Raw genomic sequence first — 24,831 nt, forward strand, 5'->3', positions numbered from 1 at the left:
ATGAAGACGATCGATGAACTTCTCGCCGAAGGCGTGGACGGCAAGCGGGTCTTCGTCCGCGCCGATCTGAACGTCCCGCTGGCGGACGGCCGGATCACCGACGACGGCCGTATCCGCGCCGTCCTGCCCACGGTCAAGGCGCTCGCCGACGCGGGCGCCAAGGTGATCGTCGCCTCGCATCTGGGCCGCCCCAAGGGCGCGCCGGACCCGGCGTTCTCGCTGCTGACCGCCGCCGAGCGCCTCGGTGAACTCCTCGGCGCGCCCGTGGCGTTCGCCGAGGACACCGTCGGCCCCGCCGCGCAGGCCACGGTCGACGGCCTGCGGCCCGGTCAGGTCGCGGTCATCGAGAACCTGCGCTTCAACCCGGGCGAGACCTCGAAGGACGACGGCGCGCGCGGCGAGTTCGCCGACCGGCTCGCCGCCCTGGCGGACGTCTACGTCGGCGACGGCTTCGGCGCGGTGCACCGCATGCATGCCTCCGTGTACGACCTCCCGGCCCGGCTGCCGCACTACGCCGGCTACCTCATCGCCACCGAGGTCGGTGTCCTGCAGAAGCTCACCGAGGACGTCAAGCGGCCGTACGCCGTCGTGCTCGGCGGCGCCAAGGTCTCCGACAAGCTCGCCGTCATCGACCAGTTGCTCGGCAAGGCCGACCGGCTGCTCATCGGCGGCGGGATGGCGTACACCTTCCTCAAGGCCAAGGGCTACGAGGTCGGCATCTCGCTCCTCCAGGAGGACCAGCTCCCGGCCGTGACCGAGTACATCGAGCGGGCCGAGAAGCAGGGCGTCGAACTGCTGCTCCCGGTCGATGTGCTGGTCGCCCCCGCGTTCCCGGACCTCAAGGAGAAGGCCCCGACGCACCCCGACACCGTCGCCGCGGACGCGATCCCGGCCGACCGACTGGGACTGGACATCGGTCCCGAGACCTGCAATCTGTACGCCTCGAAGCTCGCCGACGCGGCCACCGTCTTCTGGAACGGCCCGATGGGCGTCTTCGAACACCCCGACTACGCCGAGGGCACCAAGGCGGTTGCCCAGGCCCTCGTCGACACCCCGGGCTTCACGGTGGTCGGCGGCGGCGACTCCGCCGCGGCCGTCCGCACCCTGGGCTTCGACGAGTCGGCATTCGGCCATATCTCGACCGGCGGCGGCGCCTCTCTCGAATACCTCGAGGGCAAGACGCTCCCCGGCCTCGCCGCACTGGAGGACTGAACCTGATGAGCACACGTACGCCGCTGATGGCGGGCAACTGGAAGATGAACCTCAACCACCTGCAGGCCATCGCGCACGTGCAGAAGCTCGCCTTCGCCCTGGCGGACAAGGACTACGAGGCCGTCGAGGTGGTCGTCCTGCCGCCCTTCACCGATCTGCGCTCCGTGCAGACCCTGGTCGAAGGCGACCAGTTCAAGATCAAGTACGGCGCCCAGGACATCTCGGTGCACGACACCGGTGCGTACACCGGGGAGATCGGCGGGCCGTTGCTGGCCAAGCTGAGGTGCACCTATGTGGTGATCGGCCACTCCGAGCGACGGCAGTACCACAACGAGACCGACGAACTGGTGAACGCCAAGGTCAAGGCCGCCTTCAAGCACGGCGTGACGCCGATCCTGTGTGTCGGCGAGGAACTGGCCGTCCGCGAGGCGGGCAACCACGTCGCGCACACGCTCGCGCAGGTCGAGGGCGGCCTGAAGGACATCCCGGCCGAGCAGGCCGAGACCATCGTGATCGCCTACGAGCCCGTCTGGGCCATCGGCACCGGCAAGGTCTGCGGCTCCGATGACGCCCAGGAGGTCTGTGCGGCGATCCGCGGCAAGATCGCCGAGCTGTACTCGCAGGAGGTGGCCGACCAGGTCCGCATCCAGTACGGCGGCTCCGTGAAGTCGGGCAACGTGGCCGAGATCATGTCGAAGCCGGACATCGACGGCGCTCTGGTCGGTGGCGCCTCGCTGGACGCGGACGAGTTCGTCAAGATCATCCGCTTCCGGGACCAGTGAGAACCCCGGCGACGGTGATCCGACACGTCGCGAGTATGCGGTAGGGGCGATCCGTCGTACCCTTGCGGGGCCGAGACTGTGCTGCGGAACGTTACGTTTCACCACACGACGTTTCACAGACGGTGTCGGCCCCGTCGTCCATCCGAATCCGAGGAAGTTGGTCCAGCCGTGGTTTTGGGGTTCTCGATCGCCCTGATCGTCTTCAGCCTGTTGCTGATGCTGCTGGTGCTGATGCACAAGGGGAAGGGCGGCGGCCTCTCCGATATGTTCGGCGGCGGCATGCAGTCCTCCGTCGGCGGCTCCTCGGTCGCCGAGCGCAACCTCGACCGGATCACCGTGGTGATCGGTCTGCTCTGGCTCGCCTGCATCGTGGTGCTCGGCCTCCTCATGAAGACCGGCCACTAGCGCCTCTCGCATCAGTCCCTGGCAAGCGGGGAACCGTACATCACGCAACGCCCCATGATGGGTACGCGTCTTCGGACGCGGCCTATCATGGGGCTTGCGTCTGGAGGCGGGGGTAACTCCCATCGCTGGACGCGCGTTGGGCCTTACGTAGACTGAGGCGCTCGCAGCGAAGCGGAACGCCGACTCGCTTCGCGGCACCATCACGCAGGGAGTTACGACCGTGGCAAGTGGCAACGCGATCCGAGGAAGCCGGGTCGGGGCGGGGCCGATGGGCGAGGCCGAGCGTGGCGAGTCCGCGCCGCGTCTGCGCATCTCCTTCTGGTGCTCCAACGGACACGAGACCCAGCCGAGCTTCGCCAGTGACGCGCAGGTTCCCGAGACCTGGGACTGTCCTCGCTGCGGCTTTCCGGCCGGCCAGGACCAGGACAACCCGCCGGACCCGCCGCGTACCGAGCCCTACAAGACGCACCTCGCCTATGTGCGGGAACGGCGCAGCGACGCGGACGGCGAGGCGATCCTCGCCGAGGCGCTCGCCAAACTGCGGGGCGAGATCTAAGAGTTGACTCCGTGACCCAGGGGTCGTATGTCCGATGACTCCTGCCCGGATCGGCGTGGTCGGCCCCGGCCGGACGGCGCTTCATCAGTGGTGCACCGCAGCCGCAACGGCGTGACGTTGCGTCACCACGCCTGCCCATGAACTAGTTTGGGGGCGGCAGTGGGACGAGTACGCAGCAGCCCAGGCCAGGAAGAAGGCGGAAGTCCGAGATGAACGCAGACAGCCGTACCAGGCTCGACCAGACCCCCGAGTGGACCGCGCTGGCCCAGCACCGCGAGCAGCTCGGCGAGGTGCGGATGCGGGACCTGTTCGCGGCCGACGCCGGACGCGGCAGCGGGTACACGCTCCAGGTCGGCGATCTGTACGTCGACTACTCCAAGCATCTGGTCACCGACGAGACGCTGCGGCTGCTGCGCGAACTGGCCGCGGCCCGCGACGTCTTCGGCCTCCGGGACGCCATGTTCCGCGGCGAGAAGATCAACACCACCGAGAACCGCGCGGTCCTGCACACCGCGCTGCGCGCCCCGCGCGACGCGGTGGTCGAGGTCGACGGGGAGAACGTCGTGCCGCGGGTGCACGCCGTGCTCGACAAGATGGCCGAGTTCGCGGACCGGGTCCGCTCCGGCGCGTGGACCGGGCACACCGGCAAGCCCATCAAGAACGTCGTCAACGTCGGCATCGGCGGCTCCGATCTCGGCCCGGCGATGGCGTACGACGTCCTGCGCGCCTTCACCGACCGTGGCATCACGGTCCGCTTCGTGTCCAACGTGGACGGCGCCGATCTGCACGAGGCGACCAGGGACCTGGACGCGGCCGAGACGCTGTTCGTCATCGCCTCCAAGACGTTCACCACCATCGAGACGATCACCAACGCGACCTCGGCCCGCGACTGGCTGCTCGGCGAGCTGAAGGCCGGTCAGGAAGCGGTCGCCCGGCACTTCGTGGCCCTGTCGACGAACACCGGCAAGGTCGCCGAGTTCGGCATCGACCCGGCCAACATGTTCGAGTTCTGGGACTGGGTCGGCGGCCGGTACTCCTATGACTCCGCGATCGGCCTCTCGCTGATGATCGCCATCGGCCCGGACCGCTTCCGCGAGATGCTCGACGGCTTCCACCTCGTCGACGAGCACTTCCGCACCGCGCCCGCCGAGTCCAATGTCCCCTTGCTGCTCGGCCTGTTGGGCATCTGGTACGGCAACTTCCACGACGCCCAGTCGCACGCCGTCCTCCCGTACTCGCACTACCTGTCCAAGTTCACCGCCTACCTCCAGCAGCTCGACATGGAGTCCAACGGCAAGTCCGTCGGCCGGGACGGGCGCGAGGTCGACTGGCAGACCGGACCCGTCGTCTGGGGCACCCCGGGCACCAACGGGCAGCACGCCTACTACCAGCTCATCCACCAGGGCACCAAGCTGATCCCGGCGGACTTCATCGGTTTCGCCGAGCCGGTCGCCGAACTGAGCGACGGGCTGAAGGCGCAACACGACCTGCTGATGGCCAACTTCTTCGCCCAGACCCAGGCGCTGGCCTTCGGCAAGACCCCGGACGAAGTACGCGCGGAAGGCGTGCCCGAGGACCTGGTCGCGCACAAGACGTTCCAGGGCGACCACCCCACCACCACCCTCCTCGCCCGCGCCCTCACCCCGTCGGTGCTCGGTCAACTCGTCGCCCTCTACGAGCACAAGGTGTTCGTGCAGGGCGCGATCTGGAACATCGACTCCTTCGACCAGTGGGGCGTCGAGCTGGGCAAGGTCCTCGCCAAGCGCGTCGAACCCGCCCTCACCGAGGGCGCCGACGTACCGGGCCTCGATCCCTCCACCCGGGCCCTGGTCGCCAAGTACCGCGAGCTGCGGGGCCGTTAGGCCCGGCCCTGCCTGGCCGGGGAGGGGCGCGGCACTGTCGTACCCCTCCCGTAGACTCTTCGGCGATCATGAACGGCGAGGGGTAGGGGGCGGCATTGGCCGAGGCGCGCAGAGGATGGCTCAGTGAGCAACTGACCGCGAGGACGTGTCTCCAACCCAAGCTAGTGGCACGCGCGGTCTTCCATCCGGCATGGGTTCCCGCGGCCCTCGACCCCACGGTGGAAGGGCTCAAGCGGGTCCGGATCATCTTCGGCACGGTCGCGGCGGTCGGCGTCTACACCGTCGTGCAGGGCGGGTTCGCCTTCGACGCGCTGCTGAAGAACATGCTGACGGCGTGTCTCGTCGTACTGGGCGTCACGCCGTTGACCGTCGGTGCCATGCTCTGCGTCTGGCGGCGTACCGGAACCGTCCGCCAGTTGCGGACCTCGTTGGCGAACTCGCTCAAACTGCTGCTGCTCTTCATCGGCTCGGTCGTCGTGACGGTGACGCTGTGGTCGACGCAGAACGGATCGATCAGCCTGTTCGTGATGATGCCGATCGGGTTCGCGGCGATCTGGCTCACCTGGTTCGTGGGCGTCGGGGCCGTCCATGTGTGCGGCAACTTCTTCGGCACCGCGGGAGTGCACCGCTGTCTGCCGCCGCTGCTCGCCACCGTGACGAGCTGGCTGATGGCGCTCCCGGATCTGCTCACCGGCGATCTGCACGGCCTCGGTCTCGCCCTGGGCATCGTCTTCATCCTGGGCGCGCCCGTGACGGTCACGGCGATAGCGCTGATGGAGATGAACCGGCTGCGCCGCCGGTACGGCATACGGCTGAGCGCGCACCCGGCGACCCTGCCCCCGCTCGGGCCGCTGCCTCCGCAGGGCAACCCCTTCGGCGACAACCCGTACGCGGGTAACCCGTACGCGGGCAACCCGTACGCGCCGGGCCCTGCGTCGCCGTATCAGCCGCAGCGGTGAAGACGAACGCCGGACGGGCCGGGAGGAAGTCCCGGCCCGTCCGGCGTTCGACGGTGCGCTCGATCCGGGTCGCCCCTCAGGGGGACGCCGGGGGATACAGCGACCTCGGCAGCGCGGAGGCCGCCGCCGCGTCCAGCAGCCACAGCGTGCGCGACCGGCCGTAGGCGCCCGCCGCCGGGGCCTGGACCTCGCCCGCGCCGGACAGCGCCATCGCCGCGGCCTGCGCCTTGTCCTCACCGGCCGCCAGCAGCCACACCTCGCGCGCCGCGCGGATCGCGGGCAGCGTGAGCGTGACGCGGGTCGGCGGCGGCTTGGGCGCGCCGTGCACGCCGACCACGCTCCGCTCGGTCTCCCGTACCGCGGGCAGTTCGGGGAAGAGCGAGGCCACGTGCGTGTCCGGGCCGACGCCCAGCATCAGGACGTCGAAGGACGGCACCGCGCCGTGGTTCTCCGGCCCCGCGGCCCGTGCCAGCTCCGCCGCGTACGCCTCGGCCGCCGCCTCCACGTCCGTGCCGTACGGGCCGTCGGAGGCGGGCATGGCGTGCACGCGCTTCGGGTCCAGGGGCACGGCGTCGAGCAGCGCCTCACGGGCCTGGGTGACATTGCGCTCCGGATGGCCCTCCGGCAGGTAGCGCTCGTCGCCCCACCACAGGTCGATCCGGCCCCAGTCGACGGCGTCGCGGGCGGGTGCCGCCGCGAGCGCGGCGAGCACGCCGTTGCCGTTGCGGCCCCCGGTGAGCACGACCGACGCGGAGCCGCGCGAACTCTGTGCGTCCACGACCTTCGTGATCAGCCGGGCCGCGGCGGCCTGGGCCATCAGCTCCTTGTCGCGGTGCACGACGAGCTGGGGCGCGCTCACTTCGTGGCCGCCTTCTTCGCCGAGGCCTTCTTGGTGGCCTTCTTCGCCGGCGCCGCGGCGTCCTGCTCGGGCGCCTCGGCAGGAACGGCGTCGTCGTCCGCGCTCTCCTCGACCGGGGACTCCGCCGCCGGGGCCGCCGCCGCGGCGGTCAGCCGGTCCACGCCGTAGCGCAGCGCCGAGGCGTAGGTGTCGTCCGGGTCGAGCCGGCGCAGCTCCTCCGCGATCAGCTCGGCCGTCTCGCGGCGCTTGAGCGCCACCGCGCGGTCGGGCTGGCCCTCGATCGACAGCGTGGCCAGGGCGCCGTCCGCACGGTCCAGGGCGATCGAGCCGCAGCTCGTGCCCATCCGTACGGCGGTGAGGCCGGGGCCCGCCGACAGCGTGCGCTTGACCGGCACGTCGAGGCGGTCCGCGAGCCACATCGCCAGCAGCTCACAGCTCGGGTTGAACTCCTCGCCCTCCACCTCGACCGCGTCGACCTCGCAGGTGACCTGGTCCAGGGCCGCGGCCAGCATCGAGCGCCAGGGCGTGATGCGGGTCCACGACAGGTCCGTGTCGCCGGGGGTGTAGGCCTGGGCGAGCGCGTTCAGCTCCCGCACCGGCTCCTCGGCCGCGTAGGTGTCGGTGACCCTGCGCTGCGCGAGGGCGCCGAGCGGGTCGTTGGCCGGGTCGAGCGGCGCGTTCACCGGCCACCAGACGACGACCGGGGCGTCGGGCAGCAGCAGCGGCAGCACCACCGACTGGGCGTGGTCGACGACCTCGCCGTACAGCCGGAGGACCACCGTCTCGCCGGTGCCCGCCTCCACGCCCACCCGCACCTCGGCGTCCAGACGCGAGGTGGTGCGGTTGCGCGCGGAACGCGAGACGCGCTTGATGACCACCAGCGTGCGCGAGGGGTGCTCGCGCGACGCGTCGTTGGCCGCCTTCAGGGCGTCGTACGCGTTCTCCTCGTCGGTGACGATGACGAGGGTGAGCACCATGCCGACGGCCGGGGTGCCGACGGCGCGGCGCCCGCGCACCAGCGCCTTGTTGATCTTGCTGGCAGTGGTGTCCGTAAGGTCTATCTTCATGGCCTGCGCCAGCTCCGTCCGTCTCGCCGCAGCATCTCGTCCGCCTCGACGGGGCCCCACGTGCCGGCCGGGTACTGCGCGGGCTTGCCGTGCCTGTCCCAGTACTCCTCGATCGGGTCGAGGATCTTCCAGGACAGCTCGACCTCCTCGGTGCGCGGGAACAGGTTCGAGTCACCGAGCAGGACGTCCAGGATCAGCCGCTCGTACGCCTCCGGGCTGGACTCCGTGAAGGACTCGCCGTAGGCGAAGTCCATGGACACGTCCCGGATCTCCATCGATGTACCCGGCACCTTGGAACCGAAGCGGACGGTGACGCCCTCGTCGGGCTGGACCCGGATGACGACCGCGTTCTGCCCGAGTTCCTCGGTGGCGGAGGTGTCGAAGGGGGAGTGCGGGGCGCGCTGGAAGACCACCGCGATCTCCGTGACCCGGCGGCCGAGCCGCTTGCCGGTCCGCAGATAGAACGGGACGCCCGCCCAGCGGCGGTTGTCGATCCCGAGCTTGATCGCGGCGTAGGTGTCGGTCTTGGAGTGGGGGTCGATGCCCTCCTCCTGGAGGTAGCCGACCGCCTTCTCGCCGCCCTGCCAGCCGGCCGCGTACTGCGCGAACACCGTGCCCCGGCCCAGGTCCTTGGGCAGCCGGACCGCCCCGAGCACCTTGGTCTTCTCGGCGGCCAGCGCGTCCGCGCCGAAGGAGGCGGGCTCCTCCATGGCGGTGAGCGCCATGAGCTGGAGCAGGTGGTTCTGGATGACGTCCCGGGCGGCGCCGATGCCGTCGTAGTAGCCGGCCCGGCCGCCGATGCCGATGTCCTCGGCCATGGTGATCTGCACATGGTCGACATAGGACCGGTTCCAGATCGGCTCGAACATCTGGTTGGCGAAGCGCAGTGCCAGGATGTTCTGGACGGTCTCCTTGCCGAGGTAGTGGTCGATCCGGAAGACCTGGTCGGGGGCGAAGACCTCGTGCACGATCGCGTTGAGCTGCTCGGCCGACTTCAGGTCGTGTCCGAACGGCTTCTCGATGACCGCGCGCCGCCAGGCGCCCTCGGTCTGCTCGGCCAGGCCGTGCTTCTTGAGCTGCTGGATGACCACGGGGAAGGAGCTCGGCGGGACCGAGAGGTAGAACGCGAAGTTGCCGCCCGTGCCCTGCGCCTTGTTCAGCTCCTCGATCGTGCCGCGCAGCCGGTCGAACGCGTCGTCGTCGTCGAAGGTGCCCTGCACGAAGCGCATCCCCTGGATGAGCTGCTGCCAGACCTCCTCGCGGAACGGCGTACGGGCGTGCTCCTTGACGGCGTCGTGGACGACCTGGGTGAAGTCCTCGTCCTGCCACTCACGCCGGGCGAAGCCGACGAGGGAGAAGCCCGGCGGCAGCAGACCGCGGTTCGCCAGGTCATAGACGGCAGGCATCAGCTTCTTACGTGACAAATCGCCCGTGACGCCGAAGATGACCAGGCCCGACGGCCCCGCGATGCGCGGGAGCCGTCGGTCCGCGGCGTCACGGAGCGGATTCGCTCCGTGTACGGATGTCACGGGTTCAGCCCTCCGTGGGGGCGAGGCGCTCGAGAACCGCCTCGGTCGACTTGAGCAGGTCGTTCCAGGAGGCCTCGAACTTCTCGACGCCCTCGTCCTCCAGGAGCTGGACCACGTCGTCGTACGAGATACCGAGCCGCTCGACGGCGGCCAGGTCGGCGCGGGCCTGCTCGTAGGTGCCGGTGATGGTGTCACCGGTGATCTCGCCGTGGTCCTCGGTGGCCGTCAAGGTGGCCTCCGGCATGGTGTTCACCGTGTTCGGCGCCACCAGGTCGTCCACGTACAGCGTGTCCTTGTACGCCTTGTCCTTGACGCCGGTCGAGGCCCACAGCGGACGCTGCTTGTTGGCGTGCTCCTTGTCGAGGGCCAGCCAGCGGTCACCGCTGAAGACCTCCTCGTACGCCTCGTAGGCCAGGCGCGCGTTGGCGAGCGCCGCCTTGCCGCGCAGCGCCTTCGCCTCGGGCGTGCCGAGCGCGTCGATCCGCTTGTCGATCTCCGTGTCCACCCGGGAGACGAAGAAGGACGCCACCGAGTGGATCTTCGACAGGTCCAGGCCGCGCTCCTTGGCCTTCTCCAGGCCGGTGAGGTAGGCGTCCATGACCTCGCGGTAGCGCTCCAGCGAGAAGATCAGCGTGACGTTGACGCTGATGCCGTTCCCGATGGTCTCGGTGATCGCCGGGAGGCCCGCCTTGGTGGCCGGGATCTTGATGAGGGTGTTGGGGCGGTCGACCAGCCAGGCGAGCTGCTTGGCCTCGGCGACCGTGGCCCGCGTGTTGTGGGCCAGGCGCGGGTCGACCTCGATCGAGACCCGGCCGTCCTGGCCGTCGGTGGCCTCGAACACCGGGTGCAGGATGTCGGCCGCGTCCCGGACGTCCGCCGTGGTGATCATGCGGACCGCCTCCTCGACGGTCACCTTGCGGGCCGCGAGGTCGGCGAGCTGGCGCTCGTATCCGTCGCCCGACGAGATCGCCTTCTGGAAGATCGTCGGGTTGGTGGTCACACCCACCACGTGCTGCTGGTCGATCAGTTCGGCGAGGTTGCCGGACGTGATCCGCTTGCGCGACAGGTCGTCCAGCCAGATCGCGACGCCCTGTTCGGAGAGGCGCTTGAGTGCGTCTGTCATGGAAATTGCATCTCCTACGTGTCGTATATGAGCGTCAGCGCCGGGCCGCGGCGAGGGATTCCCGTGCGGCGGTCGCGATGTTCTCGGCCGTGAAGCCGAACTCGCGGAAGAGGACCTTGCCGTCGGCGGACGCGCCGAAGTGCTCCAGGGACACGATGCGTCCCGCGTCCCCGACGAACCGGTACCAGGTCAGGCCGATCCCGGCCTCGACGGCCACGCGGGCCTTCACCGACGGCGGCAGGACGCTGTCCCGGTACCCCTGGTCCTGCTCCTCGAACCACTCGACGCACGGCATCGACACCACGCGGGTGGGCACGCCCTCCGCCTGGAGCCGCTCGCGGGCCTCGACGGCGAGGTGCACCTCGGAGCCGGTGGCGATCAGGATCGCCTGCGGCTCGCCGCCCTCGGCCTCGGCCAGCACGTAACCACCGCGCGCGGTGTCCTCGTTGGGCTCGTACGTGGGCACGCCCTGGCGGGTGAGCGCCAGACCGTGCGGGGCGCCCTTGCCGAACTCCTTGGTGTACCGCTTGAAGATCTCGCGCCAGGCGATCGCGGTCTCGTTCGCGTCGGCCGGGCGTACGACGTTCAGGCCGGGGATGGCGCGCAGCGCGGCGAGGTGCTCGACGGGCTGGTGGGTCGGGCCGTCCTCGCCCAGGCCGATGGAGTCGTGCGTCCACACATACGTGACCGGCAGATGCATCAGCGCGGACAGCCGTACCGCGTTGCGCATGTAGTCGGAGAAGACCAGGAAGGTGCCGCCGTAGATCCGGGTGTTGCCGTGCAGCGCGATGCCGTTGATCTCCGCGCCCATGGAGTGCTCGCGGATACCGAAGTGGATCGTGCGCCCGTACGGGTCGGCGCCCGGGAGCGGGTTGCCCTTCGGCAGGAACGAGCTGTTCTTGTCGATGGTGGTGTTGTTGGAGCCGGCGAGGTCGGCCGAGCCGCCCCACAGCTCCGGGATCACCGCGCCGAGGGCCTGGAGCACCTTGCCGGAGGCGGCACGCGTCGCGACGCCCTTGCCCGCCTCGAAGACCGGGAGCTTCTCCTCCCAGCCCGTGGGCAGCTCGCCCTTGGCGACGCGGTCGAACTCGGCGGCCCGCTCGGGCTGCCCGGCGCGCCACTCCTCGAAGGTCTTCTCCCAGCCGGCCCTGGCCTCACGACCGCGGTCCACGGCGGCGCGGGTGTGCGCGATGACCTCGTCGGCGACCTCGAAGCTCTGCTCCGGGTCGAAGCCGAGGACGCGCTTGGTGGCCGCGACCTCCTCCTCGCCCAGGGCCGAGCCGTGCGCCGCCTCGGTGTTCTGCGCGTGCGGGGCGGGCCAGGCGATGATCGAGCGCATCGCGATGAACGACGGCCGGTCGGTGACCTGCTTCGCCGCCTCGATCGCGTTGTAGAGGGCGTGCGGGTCCAGGTCGCCGTCCGGCTTGGGGGCGACGCGCTGGACGTGCCAGCCGTAGGCCTCGTACCGCTTGACGGTGTCCTCGGAGACCGCGGTCTCGGTGTCGCCCTCGATCGAGATGTGGTTGTCGTCCCACAGCAGGATGAGGTTGCCGAGCTTCTGGTGCCCCGCGAGGGAGGACGCCTCGGCGGAGATGCCCTCCTGGAGGCAGCCGTCACCGGCGACGCAGTAGACGAAGTGGTCGAAGGGGGAGGTGCCCTGCGCGGCGTCCGGGTCGAACAGGCCGCGCTCGTAGCGGGCGGCCATGGCCATGCCCACGGCGTTGGCGACACCCTGGCCGAGCGGCCCGGTCGTGGTCTCCACGCCCTTGGTGTGCCCGTACTCGGGGTGGCCCGGGGTCTTGGAGCCCCAGGTGCGGAACGCCTTCAGATCGTCCAGCTCCAGGCCGAAGCCGGCCAGGTAGAGCTGAGTGTAGAGGGTCAGGGACGAGTGTCCGGCGGACAGGACGAACCGGTCACGGCCCACCCAGTCGGGATCCGCCGGGTCATGGCGCATCACCTTCTGGAAGAGGGTGTAAGCGGCCGGAGCCAGGCTCATCGCCGTACCCGGATGGCCGTTACCGACCTTCTGTACGGCATCGGCGGCCAGGAGGCGGGCGGTGTCCACGGCCCGCTGGTCCAACGCGGTCCACTCGAGGTCTGTGGTGGTCGGCATGGTGCTCACCCTGGGTCAGGGCTCCTCTCCACATTTGGGACGCCGGTGCACTGGGCGCCCACCGGCCGCTCTGAGCCTACCCTCGTCGGTGCGGGCGTCCTTTCGAGTTGTGCCGGGTCTGTCAGGACGGTCGGGATCCCCCTTTCGTGTGTGCTCGTAAGAGCTTCGAGTCGCCCCTAGGAGCAGGCCACGGGGCCGCCGCCAACACGGCCACCCCCGCGAAGGGCGGGACGGAGGCTACGTCTACAGTTGCGTGGGTACGCGCGAGCCTTTATTGGGCGTTCACAACGGGGCTCGCTCACATGTCTCTGTCAGGGGTGTACGTGACGGCCGTCGAATCCCGTCCGCCGGGGGTGCTCGGGAGCAGCAGCAGCCGGGGCCAGCGGCCGCTTGGGGCCCGGGTGAAGGCATTCGTGGCGCTGACCAAGCCGCGGATCATCGAGCTGCTGCTGATCACCACGGTCCCGGTGATGTTCCTTGCCCAGCAAGGGGTGCCGAGTCTCAGGCTCGTGCTGCTCACCTGCCTGGGCGGCTACCTCTCCGCGGGCGGCGCCAACGCGCTGAACATGTACATCGACCGCGACATCGACGCGCTGATGGACCGCACCGCGCAGCGACCGCTGGTCACCGGCATGGTCAGCCCGCGGGAGTGTCTCGCCTTCGGCATCACGCTGGGGATCGTCTCGACGCTGCTGTTCGGCTTCACCGTCAACTGGCTGTCCGCCTGGCTGTCGCTCGGAGCGCTCCTCTTCTACGTCGTCGTCTACACGATGATCCTCAAGCGGCGCACGTCGCAGAACATCGTGTGGGGCGGCATCGCCGGCTGTCTGCCGGTTCTCATCGGCTGGTCCTCCGTGACCAACTCGATGTCCTGGGCGCCGGTCATCCTCTTCCTCGTCATGTTCTTCTGGACGCCGCCGCACTACTGGCCGCTGTCCATGAAGGTCAAGGAGGACTACGCGCGCGTGGGCGTGCCGATGCTTCCGGTCATCGCCTCCAACAAGGTCGTCGCCCGGCAGATCGTCATCTACAGCTGGGTGATGGTCCTGTGCTCGCTGCTGCTGACCCCGCTCGGTTACACGGGCTGGTTCTACACCGCGGTCGCCGTCGCGGCGGGCGGCTGGTGGCTGTGGGAGGCGCACGCGCTGCAGAACCGCGCGAAGGGGGAGGCGACGGGCGTGAAGCTGAAGGAGATGCGGCTGTTCCACTGGAGCATCACCTATGTCTCCCTGCTGTTCGTCGCGGTGGCCGTGGACCCGTTCCTGCGCTGAGCCGCTGAGCCGCTGAGGCCTCGCGAGGCTTGAAGCCCCGCACCCGGTACCGGGTGCGGGGCTTCGTCGTGCAGCAGGTCCGTGTCGTAGGCCACGGGACCCTCCCGTCGCCGATCCCTCTACTCGTCGGTAGCATCCTGACCATGGGAGACACCAAGCAGGTTGACGAGGGCACCGACGCCAAGCAGGCCGCGAAGGCCGAGCGCAAGGCGGCCCGGTTCGCCAAGGAGATCAGCGCCTTCGCCAAGGCGCACGGCGGTGCCGAGGGCCAGATCGCGTACATCGGACAGCGCGGCGCCCGGATCGTGCTCGTCGGCGAGGACGGCGTGTGGGGCGACCTCGTCGCACCGACCTACGCGATCGCCGAGCAGGCGGTGCGGCGGGCGGGCATCACCGTCCACGAGACGTTCGACGGCGAGTTCGCGGGCAAGGTGAAGACCGGCCCGTACGAATGGACGCGCATGGCGGGCATCCAGGTCGGCGGCCGGGCGGCCTGAACCGACCGGGGCGACCGGCCCGCGAGCGCCGAAGTGCCCGGTGAGATCACCGGGCACTTCAAGGGCTGTGGAGCGGCGGGTCAGCTCGACGCGTGCTCGACCGGCCGGTCCGAGAGGGCGGGAGCATCGAGGCCGACCTCGGCGACGGGGCGTTCCCGCAGCGACAGCAGGACGCGCAGCACCCAGATCCACATCACGCACGAGCCGAACAGATGCGCGCCCACCAGGACCTCGGGCAGATGCGTGAAGTACTGGACGTAGCCCAGCGCCCCCTGCGCCAGCAGGATCAGGAACAGCTCGCGGGTGCGCAGCAGCGGTCCGCGCGGCGCGTCGACGGCCTTGAGGATGAACCACAGGGCGAAGGTCAGCGTCACCACGACCCAGGCGAGCACGGCGTGCAGCTTGGCGACCGTCTCCCAGTCGATGGGGATGCGGTAGACCTCCGAGGAGTCGCCCGCGTGCGGGCCCGCGCCGGTCACCACCGTGCCCACCAGGATCAGCAGCGCGCTCGCCGCGACCAGGAACCACACCAACTGCACGACGGCCTTGCCGACCAGCGGCCGGGGCGCGCCATCGCCCTCGCGGGTGCGCTGCCACATCACCGTGGCCACGGCGATCAGCGCCGTGGTGAGCAGGAAGTGCGCGGCGACGGTGTAGGGGTTCAGGCCGACGAGGACCACGATGCCGCCGAGGACCGCGTTGCCCATGACGACCCAGAACTGCACCCAGCCGAGCCGGGTGAGGCTGCGTCGCCACGGCTTCTGCGCGCGCGCGGCGATGATCGCCCAGCCGACCGCCGCGCACAGCACGTACGTCAGCAGGCGGTTGCCGAACTCGATCACACCGTGGAAGCCCATGGCCCGTGTGGTGGCGAGTGAGTCGTCGGTACAGGTGGGCCAGGTCGGGCAGCCGAGGCCCGAACCGGTCAGGCGGACCGCGCCGCCCGTGACGACGATGATGACCGCCATGACGAGCGCGATGAGGGCCGCCCGCTGGACGGTCTTCTGCTGCGGGGTCCAGCGATCGGCGATGAAGGCGAGCGGGTTGCGCACGGCGGCTTCCGCGTCGGCACGGGTCACGTTTGGCACGCCTCTCATCGTAGGGGGCCGCTTGTGCACGGTTTCACGAGGGTCCCCGCCGAGCGCGTCTCCGCTGTACGAGGGGCCCGCCGACCGCGCCTCCGGCTACTCCCAGCGGAAGAACTTCCCGGCCGCCGCGAGCCCGACGACCGCCCACACCGCGAGGATCCCGAGGTTGCCCCAGGGCATCCCGGCCCCGTGCTGGAGCACGTCCCGCAGGCCCTCGGACAGCGCCGAGATGGGCAGCAGCCCGAGGACGTCCTGCGCGCCGGAGGGGAACTTGTCCAGCGGGACGACGACCCCGCCGCCGACGAGCAGCAGCAGGAAGACCAGGTTGGCGGCGGCCAGGGTCGCCTCCGCCTTCAGCGTGCCCGCCATCAGCAGGCCGAGGCCGGAGAACGCGGCCGTGCCCAGGACCATCAGCAGCAGGACCGCGAGCGGGTTGCCCTGCGGCGACCAGCCCAGCGCGAAGGCGATCACGGTCAGCAGGACGACCTGGAACACCTCCGTCACCAGCACCGACACCGTCTTCGCCGCCATCAGGCCCCAGCGGGGCAGCGGGGAGGCGGCGAGCCGCTTCAGTACGCCGTAGCGGCGCTCGAAGCCCGTGGCGATCGCCTGTCCGGTGAACGCGGTCGACATCACGGCGAGGGCCAGGATGCCGGGGGCGAGGAAGTCGACCGACTTGCCGGAGCCGGTGTCCACGACGTCCACCGAGCTGAACAGCACCAGCAGCAGCGTCGGGATCACGACCGTCAGCAGGAGCTGCTCGCCGTTGCGCAGCAGCATCTTCGTCTCCAGCGCCGCCTGCGCCCCGATCATGCGGAACAGGGGCGCGGCGCCCGGCTTCGGCGCGTAGGTACTGATGGCCGTCACGAGCGCAGCTCCTTACCGGTGAGCTCCAGGAATACGTCTTCGAGGGTGTGCCGTTCGACGGAGATCCGGTCCGGCATCACGCCGTGCTGGGCGCACCAGGAGGTGACCGTCGCGAGCAGTTGCGGGTCGACCTTGCCGACCACGCGGTACGAGCCCGGCGTCAGCTCCGCCGCGGTGCAGTCCTCCGGGAGCGCCTTCAGCAGGGACGCCACGTCGAGACCCGGCCGCCCCGTGAAGCGCAGCGTGTTCTCGGCGCCGCCGCGGCACAGCTCCTCGGGGGAACCCTGGGCTATGACCCGCCCGGCGTCGATGATCGCGACGTCGTCGGCGAGCTGCTCGGCCTCGTCCATGTAGTGCGTGGTCAGGATCACGGAGACGCCGTCGGCGCGCAGATCCCGTACGAGGTCCCAGGTGGCGCGGCGGGCCTGGGGGTCGAGCCCGGCCGTCGGCTCGTCCAGGAACACCAGCTCCGGGCGGCCCACCACGGCCATGGCGAGCGCGAGCCGCTGCTGCTGGCCGCCCGAGAGGCGGCGGTAGGCCGTCCGCCCGCAGCTCCCGAGGCCGAGCCGCTCGATGAGCGCGTCCACGTCGAGCGGGTGGGCGTGCAGCTTGGCGACATGGCGCAGCATCTCGTCCGCCCGCGCGCCCGAGTACACCCCGCCGGACTGAAGCATCACGCCGATCCGGGGGCGCAGCGCCGTGGCCTCGCGGATCGGGTCGAGGCCCAGCACGCGCACGGTGCCGCCGTCCGGCTTCCGGTACCCCTCGCAGGTCTCTATGGTGCTCGTCTTGCCCGCGCCGTTGGGGCCGAGCACGGCGGTCACACCCGCCTGGGCCACCAGGTCGAGGCCGTTGACCGCGGTCTTCGTGCCGTACCGCTTCACCAGGGCCTGGACCTGGACGACGGGCTCACTTCGCATGGTTCAAGAGTCTAAGGAGCGACCGGGGGCCTCAGGAGGGCGGGTTCCGGAACTACTCCTCGCGGGGACGGTGCAGGGCCAGCCATCGCTCCGCGTAGGCCACCGCGTCCGCCAGCGGGAACAGCCGTACGTCGGCCGCGCCCGCCGTTCCCCGGGCGACGGGGCGGTCCCGTTCGAAGTCGTGCCCGAGGTCGTCGAACCGCTCGGAGGTGATGGACACCTCGGTGACCTTCTCCCAGCCGTCCGGCCCAGGACGGCCCACCTCTGTCGACGGCGCCGGTATGCGGTATTCGGCGAGGTGGAAGGCGGTGCAACTGTCGTAGCCCGCGCCGAGCAGCAGGACGCGGGCGCCCAGCGCCTCCAGCCGGGCCGGCGGGCCGTGCTCGCCGAGGCGGCAGTCGCGCGCGTGGCCGTCGGTGATCTGCGCCGCGCGCGGGCCGAGGGCCGCGAAGGAGGTCTGCGGGTGGGCGCTGCGCAGGGCGCCCGGCCAATTGCGGACCGTCTCCGGGATCACGCCGACCCCGCGTGAGGGGGTGAGCAGCGGGTCGTAGGCGGGCATCGCGGCGCGGATCGGCTCCCACCACTCCTCGGGGACCGGCGGATTGCCCCACAGCGCCGGGTCGGAGAGATCGCCGGAGTGGGTGGGGACGACCAGGGTGCCGTCCGGGCCGAGGGCGTCGAGCAGCGCCTGGACGACCGCGACGGCGCCGCCGCACACCCAGCCGAGCGAGCGGAGCGAGGAGTGCACCAGGAGCGTCTCGCCGGGGTGCACGCCCAGCGTGCGCAGCTCGGCCGCCAGCGTGGCGCGGGTGACAAGAGGGCCGGTCACAGGGGGTGTGGACATGGTCGAGGAGTCTGCCGCGCGGGCCCCGCGGGCCGCCAGCGATTTGCCCGACCGTAGATCGTTTCCGCAGGTCAGGTTAGGTGTACCTAAGTGATGCACGGCACCGCCGCCCGCCCGGACGGCGCTTGTCAGGGTCCGCGGAATTACGCAACAATGGCGTTGTGAAAAACGTCGGCGAGGCTCGGGAGACCCCCGTGGGGCCCCCGCAGGAGGAGTTCGCGACCGGTGAGCGCTCCACGCGCAACCGCGTCGCGCGATCCATCCTGGATCACGGGCCGTCGACCGTCGCCGAGCTGGCCGGGCGGTTGGGCCTCACTCAGGCGGCCGTACGGCGGCATCTGGACGCACTGGTCGCCGACGACGTCGTGGAAGCCCGTGAGCAGCGTGTCTACGGGGCGCGGACGCGTGGTCGTCCCGCCAAGGTCTTCGCGCTCACCGACTGCGGCCGCGACGCCTTCGACCAGTCCTACGACAAGCTGGCCGCGGACGCCCTGCGCTGGATCCAGCAGCAGTGCGGCGGGGACGAGGCCGTCGTCGCCTTCGCGCGTGCCCGGCTCGCCGAGCAGGCGACCGCGTACCGCCGGGCGATGGAGGAAGCCGCCCCCGAGGAACGCACCGAAGCGCTGGCCAAGGCCTTGAGCGTGGACGGGTACGCTGCTACGGCGCGCAGCGCACCGGTCGGCGAGCAGCTCTGTCAGCACCACTGCCCGGTCGTCCATGTCGCGGAGGAGTTCCCGCAGCTCTGCGAGGTCGAGACGGAGGTCTTCTCCGAACTGCTCGGCACGCACGTCCAGCGACTCGCGACGATCGCGCACGGCGACGGCGTCTGTACGACGTTCATCCCCAAGGCGCCGCACAGCGCCGAGAACGCCAAGCACGCCAAGCACCCCAAGAAGACCACTCACAACGCATCTGCCAGCACGGCCGGGAGGAACCCCGCATGACTCTCCCCACGGAGACTGCCCACCCCGAACTCGAGGGTCTGGGCAACTACGAATACGGCTGGGCCGACTCCGACGAGGCCGGAGCCGCGGCGAAGCGCGGTCTGAATGAGGACGTCGTCCGCGACATCTCGGGGAAGAAGTCCGAGCCGGAGTGGATGACCAAGCTGCGTCTGAAGGGCCTGAAGCTCTTCGAGAAGAAGCCGCTCCCCAACTGGGGCTCGGACCTGTCGGGCATCGACTTCGACAACATCAAGTACTTCGTGCGCTCCACGGAGAAGCAGGCGGAGTCCTGGGAGGACCTGCCCGAGGACATCAAGAACACGTACGACAAGCTCGGCATCCCGGAGGCGGAGAAGCAGCGCCTCGTGGCCGGTGTCGCCGCGCAGTACGAGTCCGAGGTCGTCTACCACCAGATCCGCGAGGACCTGGAGGAGCAGGGCGTCATCTTCCTGGACACCGACACCGCGCTGAAGGAGCACCCGGAGCTCTTCAAGGAGTACTTCGGGACGGTCATCCCCGCCGGTGACAACAAGTTCGCCTCGCTGAACACCGCCGTGTGGTCCGGTGGCTCCTTCATCTACGTGCCGCCGGGCGTGCACGTGGAGATCCCGCTCCAGGCCTACTTCCGGATCAACACGGAGAACATGGGCCAGTTCGAGCGGACCCTGATCATCGTAGACGAGGGTGCCTATGTGCACTACGTCGAGGGCTGTACGGCCCCGATCTACAAGTCGGACTCGCTGCACTCCGCGGTCGTCGAGATCATCGTCAAGAAGAACGCCCGCTGCCGTTACACGACCATCCAGAACTGGTCGAACAACGTCTACAACCTGGTCACCAAGCGCGCCGTCGCCTACGAGGGCGCGACCATGGAGTGGATCGACGGCAACATCGGCTCCAAGGTGACGATGAAGTACCCCGCCGTCTACCTGATGGGCGAGCACGCCAGGGGCGAGACCCTGTCCATCGCCTTCGCGGGCGAGGGCCAGCACCAGGACGCCGGTTCCAAGATGGTCCACATGGCGCCCAACACCTCGTCCAACATCGTCTCCAAGTCGGTGGCGCGCGGCGGTGGCCGCACCTCGTACCGCGGCCTGGTCGAGATCGGCGAGGGCGCCCCGGGCTCCAAGTCCAACGTGCTCTGTGACGCGCTGCTGGTCGACACGATCTCGCGGTCCGACACCTACCCGTACGTCGACGTCCGCGAGGACGACGTGTCCATGGGCCACGAGGCGACCGTCTCCAAGGTCTCCGAGGACCAGCTCTTCTACCTGATGAGCCGCGGTCTGAGCGAGTTCGAGGCGATGGCGATGATCGTGCGCGGCTTCGTCGAGCCGATCGCCAAGGAGCTGCCCATGGAGTACGCCCTCGAGCTGAACCGGCTGATCGAGCTGCAGATGGAGGGCGCGGTCGGCTGACCGGCCCCCTTCCTGGCGGCAATGGCCGCCGCGGCATGGCCCGCCCGTACGGGGCGGGCCGAAGATCACAACTGACGTAGGAAGAGAGCACAACGACAGCCATGGCTGAGGCTCAGAAGAACCCGGTCCCGGTGGGCTCCACCACCGCCGGCCAGATCGCGGTGGCGGCCGAGTCGACCGTCGCGACCCGTATGAGCGCGCCGCCGTCCTTCGACGTCGCGGACTTCCCCGTGCCCCACGGCCGCGAGGAGGAGTGGCGCTTCACGCCGCTGGAGCGGCTGCGCGGTCTGCACGACGGCACCGCCGTCGCCAACGGCACGGGCGTGAAGATCACCGTCGAGGCCCCCGAGGGCGTCCTCGTGGAGACCGTCGGCCGCGACGACGCACGGCTCGGCAAGGCGGGCGTCCCCGTGGACCGCGTCGCCGCCCAGGCCTACTCGGCCTTCGAGACGGCCTCGGTCGTGACCGTCCCCAAGGAGACCGTCCTCACCGAACCGGTCCGTATCGCGGTGCACGGCGAGGGCGGGGTCGCCTACGGCCACCAGGTGATCGAGCTGGGCGCCTTCGCCGAGGCGGTCGTCGTCCTCGACCACACCGGTGACGCGGTCTTCGCCGCGAACGTCGACTTCGTCGTGGGCGACGGCGCCAAGCTGACCGTCGTCTCGGTCCAGGACTGGGCCGCGAAGGCCGTGCACGCGGGCCAGCACAACGCCCGTATCGGCCGGGACGCCCACTTCAAGTCGGTCGTCGTGACCTTCGGCGGCGACCTGGTCCGGCTCTACCCCCGCGTGGAGTACGCCGCCACCGGCGGCGAGGCCGAGCTGTACGGCCTGTACTTCACCGACCAGGGCCAGCACCAGGAGCACCGCCTCTTCGTCGACCACAACACCCCGCACTGCAAGTCGAACGTCGCCTACAAGGGCGCGCTCCAGGGCGACGACGCGCACGCCGTGTGGATCGGTGACGTGCTCATCGAGGCCAAGGCCGAGGGCACCGACACCTACGAGATGAACCGCAACCTCGTCCTCACGGACGGCGCGCGCGTCGACTCGGTCCCCAACCTGGAGATCGAGACCGGCGAGATCGTCGGCGCCGGCCACGCCTCCGCGACCGGCCGCTTCGACGACGAGCAGCTCTTCTACCTGATGGCCCGCGGCATCCCGGAGCACGAGGCCCGCCGACTGGTGGTCCGCGGCTTCTTCGCCGAGCTGGTCCAGCAGATCGGCGTCCAGGACATCGAGGAGCGCCTGATCGCCAGGATCGAAGAGGAGCTGGAGGCGTCGGTCGCATGACGGACTCGACCTTCGTACGCGTCTGCGGACTGAGCGAGCTGGAGGAGGGCACCCCGAAGCGGGTGGAACTCGACGGCACGCCGGTCTCGATCGTGCGGACCGAGGGAGAGGTGTTCGCCATCTACGACATCTGCTCCCACGCGAACGTCTCGCTCTCCGAGGGCGAGGTGGAGGACTGTCAGATCGAGTGCTGGCTGCACGGCTCCAGCTTCGACCTCCGCACCGGCAAGCCGTCCGGCCTTCCCGCGACGCGCCCCGTCCCCGTATACCCCGTAAAGATCGAAGGGGACGATGTGCTCGTCTCCCTCACCCAGGAGTCCTGAGGCCCCATGGCAACGCTTGAAATCCGAGACCTGCACGTCACCGTCGAGGCCGACAACGCCACGAAGGAGATCCTCAAGGGCGTCGACCTCACCGTGAAGCAGGGCGAGACGCACGCCATCATGGGCCCCAACGGCTCCGGCAAGTCGACGCTCGCCTACTCGCTCGCGGGTCACCCGAAGTACACGATCACCAGCGGCACCGTGCTGCTCGACGGCGAGGACGTCCTCGCGATGTCCGTCGACGAGCGCGCCCGCGCGGGCCTGTTCCTCGCCATGCAGTACCCGGTCGAGGTCCCCGGTGTCTCCGTCTCCAACTTCCTGCGCACCTCCGCCACCGCCGTCCGCGGCGAGGCGCCGAAGCTGCGTACCTGGGTCAAGGAGGTCAAGGGGGCCATGGAGCGCCTCCACATGGACCCCTCCTTCGCCGAGCGCAACGTGAACGAGGGCTTCTCCGGCGGTGAGAAGAAGCGCCACGAGATCCTCCAGCTCGAACTGCTCAAGCCGAAGGTCGCGATCCTGGACGAGACGGACTCCGGTCTGGACGTCGACGCGCTGCGCATCGTCTCCGAGGGCGTCAACCGCGTCCGCGAGTCCGGCGAGGTCGGCACGCTGCTGATCACGCACTACACGCGCATCCTGCGCTACATCAAGCCCGACTACGTCCATGTGTTCGCCGGTGGCCGCATCGTCGAGTCCGGCGGTCCGGAGCTCGCGGACAAGCTGGAGAACGAGGGCTACGAGGCTTACGTGAAGGGGGGCGCGTCCGCGTGACACAGTTGCCGGGCCTCCTCGACACCGAGGCGATCCGCAAGGACTTCCCCATCCTGGACCGGCAGGTCCACGACGGGAAGAAGCTGGTGTACCTGGACAACGCGGCGACCTCGCAGACGCCGCGCCAGGTGCTCGATGTTCTCTCCGAGTACTACGAAGAGCACAACGCCAATGTCCACCGCGGTGTGCATGTGCTCGCCGAGGAGGCCACGGCGCTGTACGAGGGCGCGCGCGACAAGGTCGCCGCGTTCATCAACGCGCCGAGCCGCGACGAGGTGGTCTTCACCAAGAACGCCTCCGAATCGCTCAACCTCGTGGCGAACATGCTCGGTTGGGCCGACGAGCCCTACCGGGTGGACCGCGACACCGAGATCGTCATCACGGAGATGGAGCACCACTCCAACATCGTGCCGTGGCAGTTGCTCGCGCAGCGCACGGGCGCGAAGCTGAAGTGGTTCGGTCTCACGGACGACGGCCGCCTCGACCTGTCGAACATCGACGAGGTCATCACGGAGAAGACGAAGATCGTCTCCTTCGTGCTGGTGTCCAACATCCTGGGCACGGTGAACCCCGTCGAGGCGATCGTGCGCCGGGCGCAGGAGGTCGGCGCGCTGGTGTGCGTCGACGCCTCGCAGGCCGCGCCGCACATGCCGCTGGACGTCCAGGCCCTCCAGGCCGACTTCGTGGCCTTCACCGGCCACAAGATGTGCGGCCCGACGGGTATCGGCGTGCTGTGGGGCCGCCAGGAGCTGCTCGAGGACCTGCCTCCGTTCCTCGGCGGTGGCGAGATGATCGAGACGGTGTCGATGCACTCCTCGACCTACGCCCCCGCGCCCCACAAGTTCGAGGCGGGCACGCCGCCGATCGCCCAGGCGGTCGGTCTCGGCGCGGCGATCGACTATCTGAACTCCATCGGCATGGACCGCGTCCTCGCGCATGAGCACGCGCTCACCGAGTACGCGGTGAAGCGGCTGCTGGAGGTCCCCGACCTGCGGATCATCGGTCCGGCCACGGCCGAGGACCGGGGCGCGGCGATCTCCTTCACGCTGGGCGACATCCACCCGCACGACGTGGGCCAGGTCCTCGACGAGCAGGGCATCGCCGTCCGGGTCGGCCACCACTGCGCCCGCCCCGTCTGCCTGCGCTACGGAATTCCTGCGACCACCCGAGCGTCGTTCTATCTGTACTCCACGCCCGCCGAGATCGACGCCCTGGTCGACGGCCTGGAGCACGTACGGAACTTCTTCGGATGAGGGGCTGAGGCGTGAAGCTGGACTCCATGTACCAGGACGTCATCCTGGACCACTACAAGAACCCGCACGGGCGTGGTCTTCGGGACGGCGACGCCGAGGTGCACCATGTGAACCCGACGTGCGGCGACGAGATCACCCTTCGCGTGAAGTACGACGGAACGACGATCAAGGACGTCTCCTACGAGGGCCAGGGCTGCTCCATCAGCCAGGCCTCGGCGTCCGTACTGAACGATCTCCTCGTCGGCAAGGACCTGGCCGAGGCGCAGCGGATCCAGGAGACCTTCCTGGAGCTGATGCAGTCCCGGGGCCGGGTCGAGCCCGACGACGAGATGGAGGAGATCCTGGAGGACGCGGTGGCGTTCGCGGGGGTCTCCAAGTACCCGGCGCGGGTGAAGTGCGCCCTCCTGAGCTGGATGGCGTGGAAGGACGCGACGGCCCAGGTGCTGGGCGGAGCCGACGCCGAAAGGAAGACGGCATGAGCGACACCGTGGAGATGAAGCCGGTCTCGGAGGAGGAGCTCCGCGAGGCCCTGATGGACGTCGTCGACCCCGAGCTGGGCATCGACGTCGTCAACCTCGGCCTCATCTACGGCATCCACGTCGACGCGGAGGCGAACATCGCCACCGTCGACATGACTCTGACCTCGGCGGCCTGCCCGCTGACGGATGTCATCGAGGACCAGGCCAAGTCCGCCACGGACGGTCTGGTCGGCGAGTTGCGCATCAACTGGGTCTGGATGCCGCCGTGGGGCCCCGACAAGATCACGGACGAGGGCCGCGAGCAGCTTCGGGCGCTGGGGTTCAACGTCTGAGACGTCGACCGCCACGATCGTGCGAGGACCCCCGGCAGTGCGCCGGGGGTCCTCGTCGTTCATCG

General features: G+C 69.7%; 25 protein-coding genes. 16 read left to right on the top strand and 9 right to left on the bottom strand.

What is annotated here, in order from left to right:
- The 6 genes from ACZ60T_RS16545 to ACZ60T_RS16570 all read left to right on the top strand — a co-directional run bounded on the left by ACZ60T_RS16545 (position 1) and on the right by ACZ60T_RS16570 (position 5,776).
- A complete protein-coding gene (locus ACZ60T_RS16545; RefSeq protein WP_365620621.1) occupies positions 1-1,212 on the top strand; it encodes a phosphoglycerate kinase in 1,212 nt (403 codons plus the stop codon).
- Between the two features lie 5 nt (positions 1,213-1,217).
- Positions 1,218-1,994 (top strand): triose-phosphate isomerase, encoded by a 777-nt coding sequence (gene tpiA, locus ACZ60T_RS16550; RefSeq protein WP_365620624.1) that lies wholly within the window; start codon positions 1,218-1,220, stop codon positions 1,992-1,994.
- Positions 1,995-2,162: 168 nt separating this feature from the next.
- Positions 2,163-2,399, top strand: a complete 237-nt coding sequence (gene secG, locus ACZ60T_RS16555) for a preprotein translocase subunit SecG (RefSeq protein WP_365620627.1) — start codon at positions 2,163-2,165, stop codon at positions 2,397-2,399.
- Between the two features lie 220 nt (positions 2,400-2,619).
- Positions 2,620-2,955 carry an RNA polymerase-binding protein RbpA gene (locus ACZ60T_RS16560; protein WP_079060169.1) on the top strand — a complete coding sequence of 112 codons (336 nt, stop codon included), beginning with the start codon at positions 2,620-2,622 and terminating at the stop codon, positions 2,953-2,955.
- A gap of 209 nt (positions 2,956-3,164) precedes the next feature.
- Positions 3,165-4,817 carry a glucose-6-phosphate isomerase gene (pgi, locus tag ACZ60T_RS16565; protein WP_469666481.1) on the top strand — a complete coding sequence of 551 codons (1,653 nt, stop codon included), beginning with the start codon at positions 3,165-3,167 and terminating at the stop codon, positions 4,815-4,817.
- 95 nt (positions 4,818-4,912) lie between these two features.
- Complete coding sequence (locus tag ACZ60T_RS16570) at positions 4,913-5,776, top strand: hypothetical protein (protein WP_469666482.1); 864 nt, start codon at positions 4,913-4,915, stop codon at positions 5,774-5,776.
- 76 nt (positions 5,777-5,852) lie between these two features.
- Here ACZ60T_RS16570 and pgl read toward each other — a convergent pair whose 3' ends face one another.
- Genes pgl through tkt form a run of 5 tightly spaced genes read right to left on the bottom strand, consistent with a single transcriptional unit; the run spans position 5,853 to position 12,476 of the window.
- On the bottom strand, positions 5,853-6,635 hold the full coding sequence (gene pgl, locus ACZ60T_RS16575) for a 6-phosphogluconolactonase (RefSeq protein WP_365620637.1): 783 nt from the start codon (positions 6,633-6,635) through the stop codon (positions 5,853-5,855).
- Complete coding sequence (gene opcA / locus ACZ60T_RS16580) at positions 6,632-7,702, bottom strand: glucose-6-phosphate dehydrogenase assembly protein OpcA (RefSeq protein ID WP_469666483.1); 1,071 nt, start codon at positions 7,700-7,702, stop codon at positions 6,632-6,634. Before opcA ends, pgl begins: the two co-directional genes overlap by 4 nt.
- Positions 7,699-9,231: a glucose-6-phosphate dehydrogenase gene (zwf, locus tag ACZ60T_RS16585; protein WP_365620643.1), complete on the bottom strand. Its 1,533-nt coding sequence runs from the start codon at positions 9,229-9,231 to the stop codon at positions 7,699-7,701. Before zwf ends, opcA begins: the two co-directional genes overlap by 4 nt.
- A 4-nt stretch (positions 9,232-9,235) precedes the next feature.
- Positions 9,236-10,354 carry a transaldolase gene (tal, locus tag ACZ60T_RS16590; protein ID WP_365620646.1) on the bottom strand — a complete coding sequence of 373 codons (1,119 nt, stop codon included), beginning with the start codon at positions 10,352-10,354 and terminating at the stop codon, positions 9,236-9,238.
- A gap of 34 nt (positions 10,355-10,388) precedes the next feature.
- Positions 10,389-12,476: a transketolase gene (gene tkt, locus ACZ60T_RS16595; RefSeq protein ID WP_469666485.1), complete on the bottom strand. Its 2,088-nt coding sequence runs from the start codon at positions 12,474-12,476 to the stop codon at positions 10,389-10,391.
- Positions 12,477-12,784: 308 nt separating this feature from the next.
- Here tkt and ACZ60T_RS16600 point away from each other — a divergent pair, with 308 nt between their 5' ends.
- Positions 12,785-13,738, top strand: a complete 954-nt coding sequence (locus ACZ60T_RS16600) for a heme o synthase (protein WP_365621107.1) — start codon at positions 12,785-12,787, stop codon at positions 13,736-13,738.
- A 143-nt stretch (positions 13,739-13,881) separates the two neighbouring features.
- Positions 13,882-14,235 carry a hypothetical protein gene (locus tag ACZ60T_RS16605; protein WP_365620652.1) on the top strand — a complete coding sequence of 118 codons (354 nt, stop codon included), beginning with the start codon at positions 13,882-13,884 and terminating at the stop codon, positions 14,233-14,235.
- An 80-nt stretch (positions 14,236-14,315) separates the two neighbouring features.
- On the opposite strand, the gene ACZ60T_RS16610 is transcribed toward ACZ60T_RS16605, so the two are convergent.
- The 4 genes from ACZ60T_RS16610 to ACZ60T_RS16625 form a co-directional block, all read right to left on the bottom strand.
- Complete coding sequence (locus ACZ60T_RS16610; protein WP_469666486.1) at positions 14,316-15,332, bottom strand: COX15/CtaA family protein; 1,017 nt, start codon at positions 15,330-15,332, stop codon at positions 14,316-14,318.
- A gap of 87 nt (positions 15,333-15,419) precedes the next feature.
- Positions 15,420-16,136, bottom strand: coding sequence for an ABC transporter permease (locus ACZ60T_RS16615; protein WP_365621110.1), 717 nt, complete (start codon positions 16,134-16,136; stop codon positions 15,420-15,422).
- A 50-nt stretch (positions 16,137-16,186) separates the two neighbouring features.
- Entirely contained in the window at positions 16,187-17,110 is a 924-nt protein-coding gene (locus tag ACZ60T_RS16620; RefSeq protein WP_365620658.1) for an ABC transporter ATP-binding protein, read from the bottom strand.
- Positions 17,111-17,162: 52 nt separating this feature from the next.
- On the bottom strand, positions 17,163-17,954 hold the full coding sequence (locus tag ACZ60T_RS16625) for an AAC(3) family N-acetyltransferase (protein WP_469666487.1): 792 nt from the start codon (positions 17,952-17,954) through the stop codon (positions 17,163-17,165).
- Positions 17,955-18,115: 161 nt separating this feature from the next.
- Here ACZ60T_RS16625 and ACZ60T_RS16630 point away from each other — a divergent pair, with 161 nt between their 5' ends.
- The 8 genes from ACZ60T_RS16630 to ACZ60T_RS16665 all read left to right on the top strand — a co-directional run bounded on the left by ACZ60T_RS16630 (position 18,116) and on the right by ACZ60T_RS16665 (position 24,766).
- Positions 18,116-18,898 carry a helix-turn-helix transcriptional regulator gene (locus ACZ60T_RS16630; RefSeq protein ID WP_469666488.1) on the top strand — a complete coding sequence of 261 codons (783 nt, stop codon included), beginning with the start codon at positions 18,116-18,118 and terminating at the stop codon, positions 18,896-18,898.
- Positions 18,895-20,316: a Fe-S cluster assembly protein SufB gene (gene sufB / locus ACZ60T_RS16635; protein WP_365620666.1), complete on the top strand. Its 1,422-nt coding sequence runs from the start codon at positions 18,895-18,897 to the stop codon at positions 20,314-20,316. The genes ACZ60T_RS16630 and sufB overlap by 4 nt, the downstream gene beginning before the upstream one ends.
- Before the next feature lie 101 nt (positions 20,317-20,417).
- A complete protein-coding gene (gene sufD, locus ACZ60T_RS16640) occupies positions 20,418-21,608 on the top strand; it encodes a Fe-S cluster assembly protein SufD (RefSeq protein WP_469666490.1) in 1,191 nt (396 codons plus the stop codon).
- Positions 21,605-21,931, top strand: a complete 327-nt coding sequence (locus tag ACZ60T_RS16645) for a bifunctional 3-phenylpropionate/cinnamic acid dioxygenase ferredoxin subunit (protein WP_252421802.1) — start codon at positions 21,605-21,607, stop codon at positions 21,929-21,931. Before sufD ends, ACZ60T_RS16645 begins: the two co-directional genes overlap by 4 nt.
- A gap of 6 nt (positions 21,932-21,937) precedes the next feature.
- Positions 21,938-22,702 carry a Fe-S cluster assembly ATPase SufC gene (gene sufC / locus ACZ60T_RS16650; protein WP_365620674.1) on the top strand — a complete coding sequence of 255 codons (765 nt, stop codon included), beginning with the start codon at positions 21,938-21,940 and terminating at the stop codon, positions 22,700-22,702.
- On the top strand, positions 22,699-23,955 hold the full coding sequence (locus tag ACZ60T_RS16655; protein ID WP_469666492.1) for a cysteine desulfurase: 1,257 nt from the start codon (positions 22,699-22,701) through the stop codon (positions 23,953-23,955). Before sufC ends, ACZ60T_RS16655 begins: the two co-directional genes overlap by 4 nt.
- 11 nt (positions 23,956-23,966) lie before the next feature.
- On the top strand, positions 23,967-24,434 hold the full coding sequence (gene sufU / locus ACZ60T_RS16660; RefSeq protein WP_365620680.1) for a Fe-S cluster assembly sulfur transfer protein SufU: 468 nt from the start codon (positions 23,967-23,969) through the stop codon (positions 24,432-24,434).
- Positions 24,431-24,766 carry a metal-sulfur cluster assembly factor gene (locus ACZ60T_RS16665; RefSeq protein ID WP_365620683.1) on the top strand — a complete coding sequence of 112 codons (336 nt, stop codon included), beginning with the start codon at positions 24,431-24,433 and terminating at the stop codon, positions 24,764-24,766. Before sufU ends, ACZ60T_RS16665 begins: the two co-directional genes overlap by 4 nt.
- Positions 24,767-24,831: the final 65 nt, after the last annotated feature.

It is taken from the genome of Streptomyces sp. NPDC104371 (assembly GCF_055583785.1).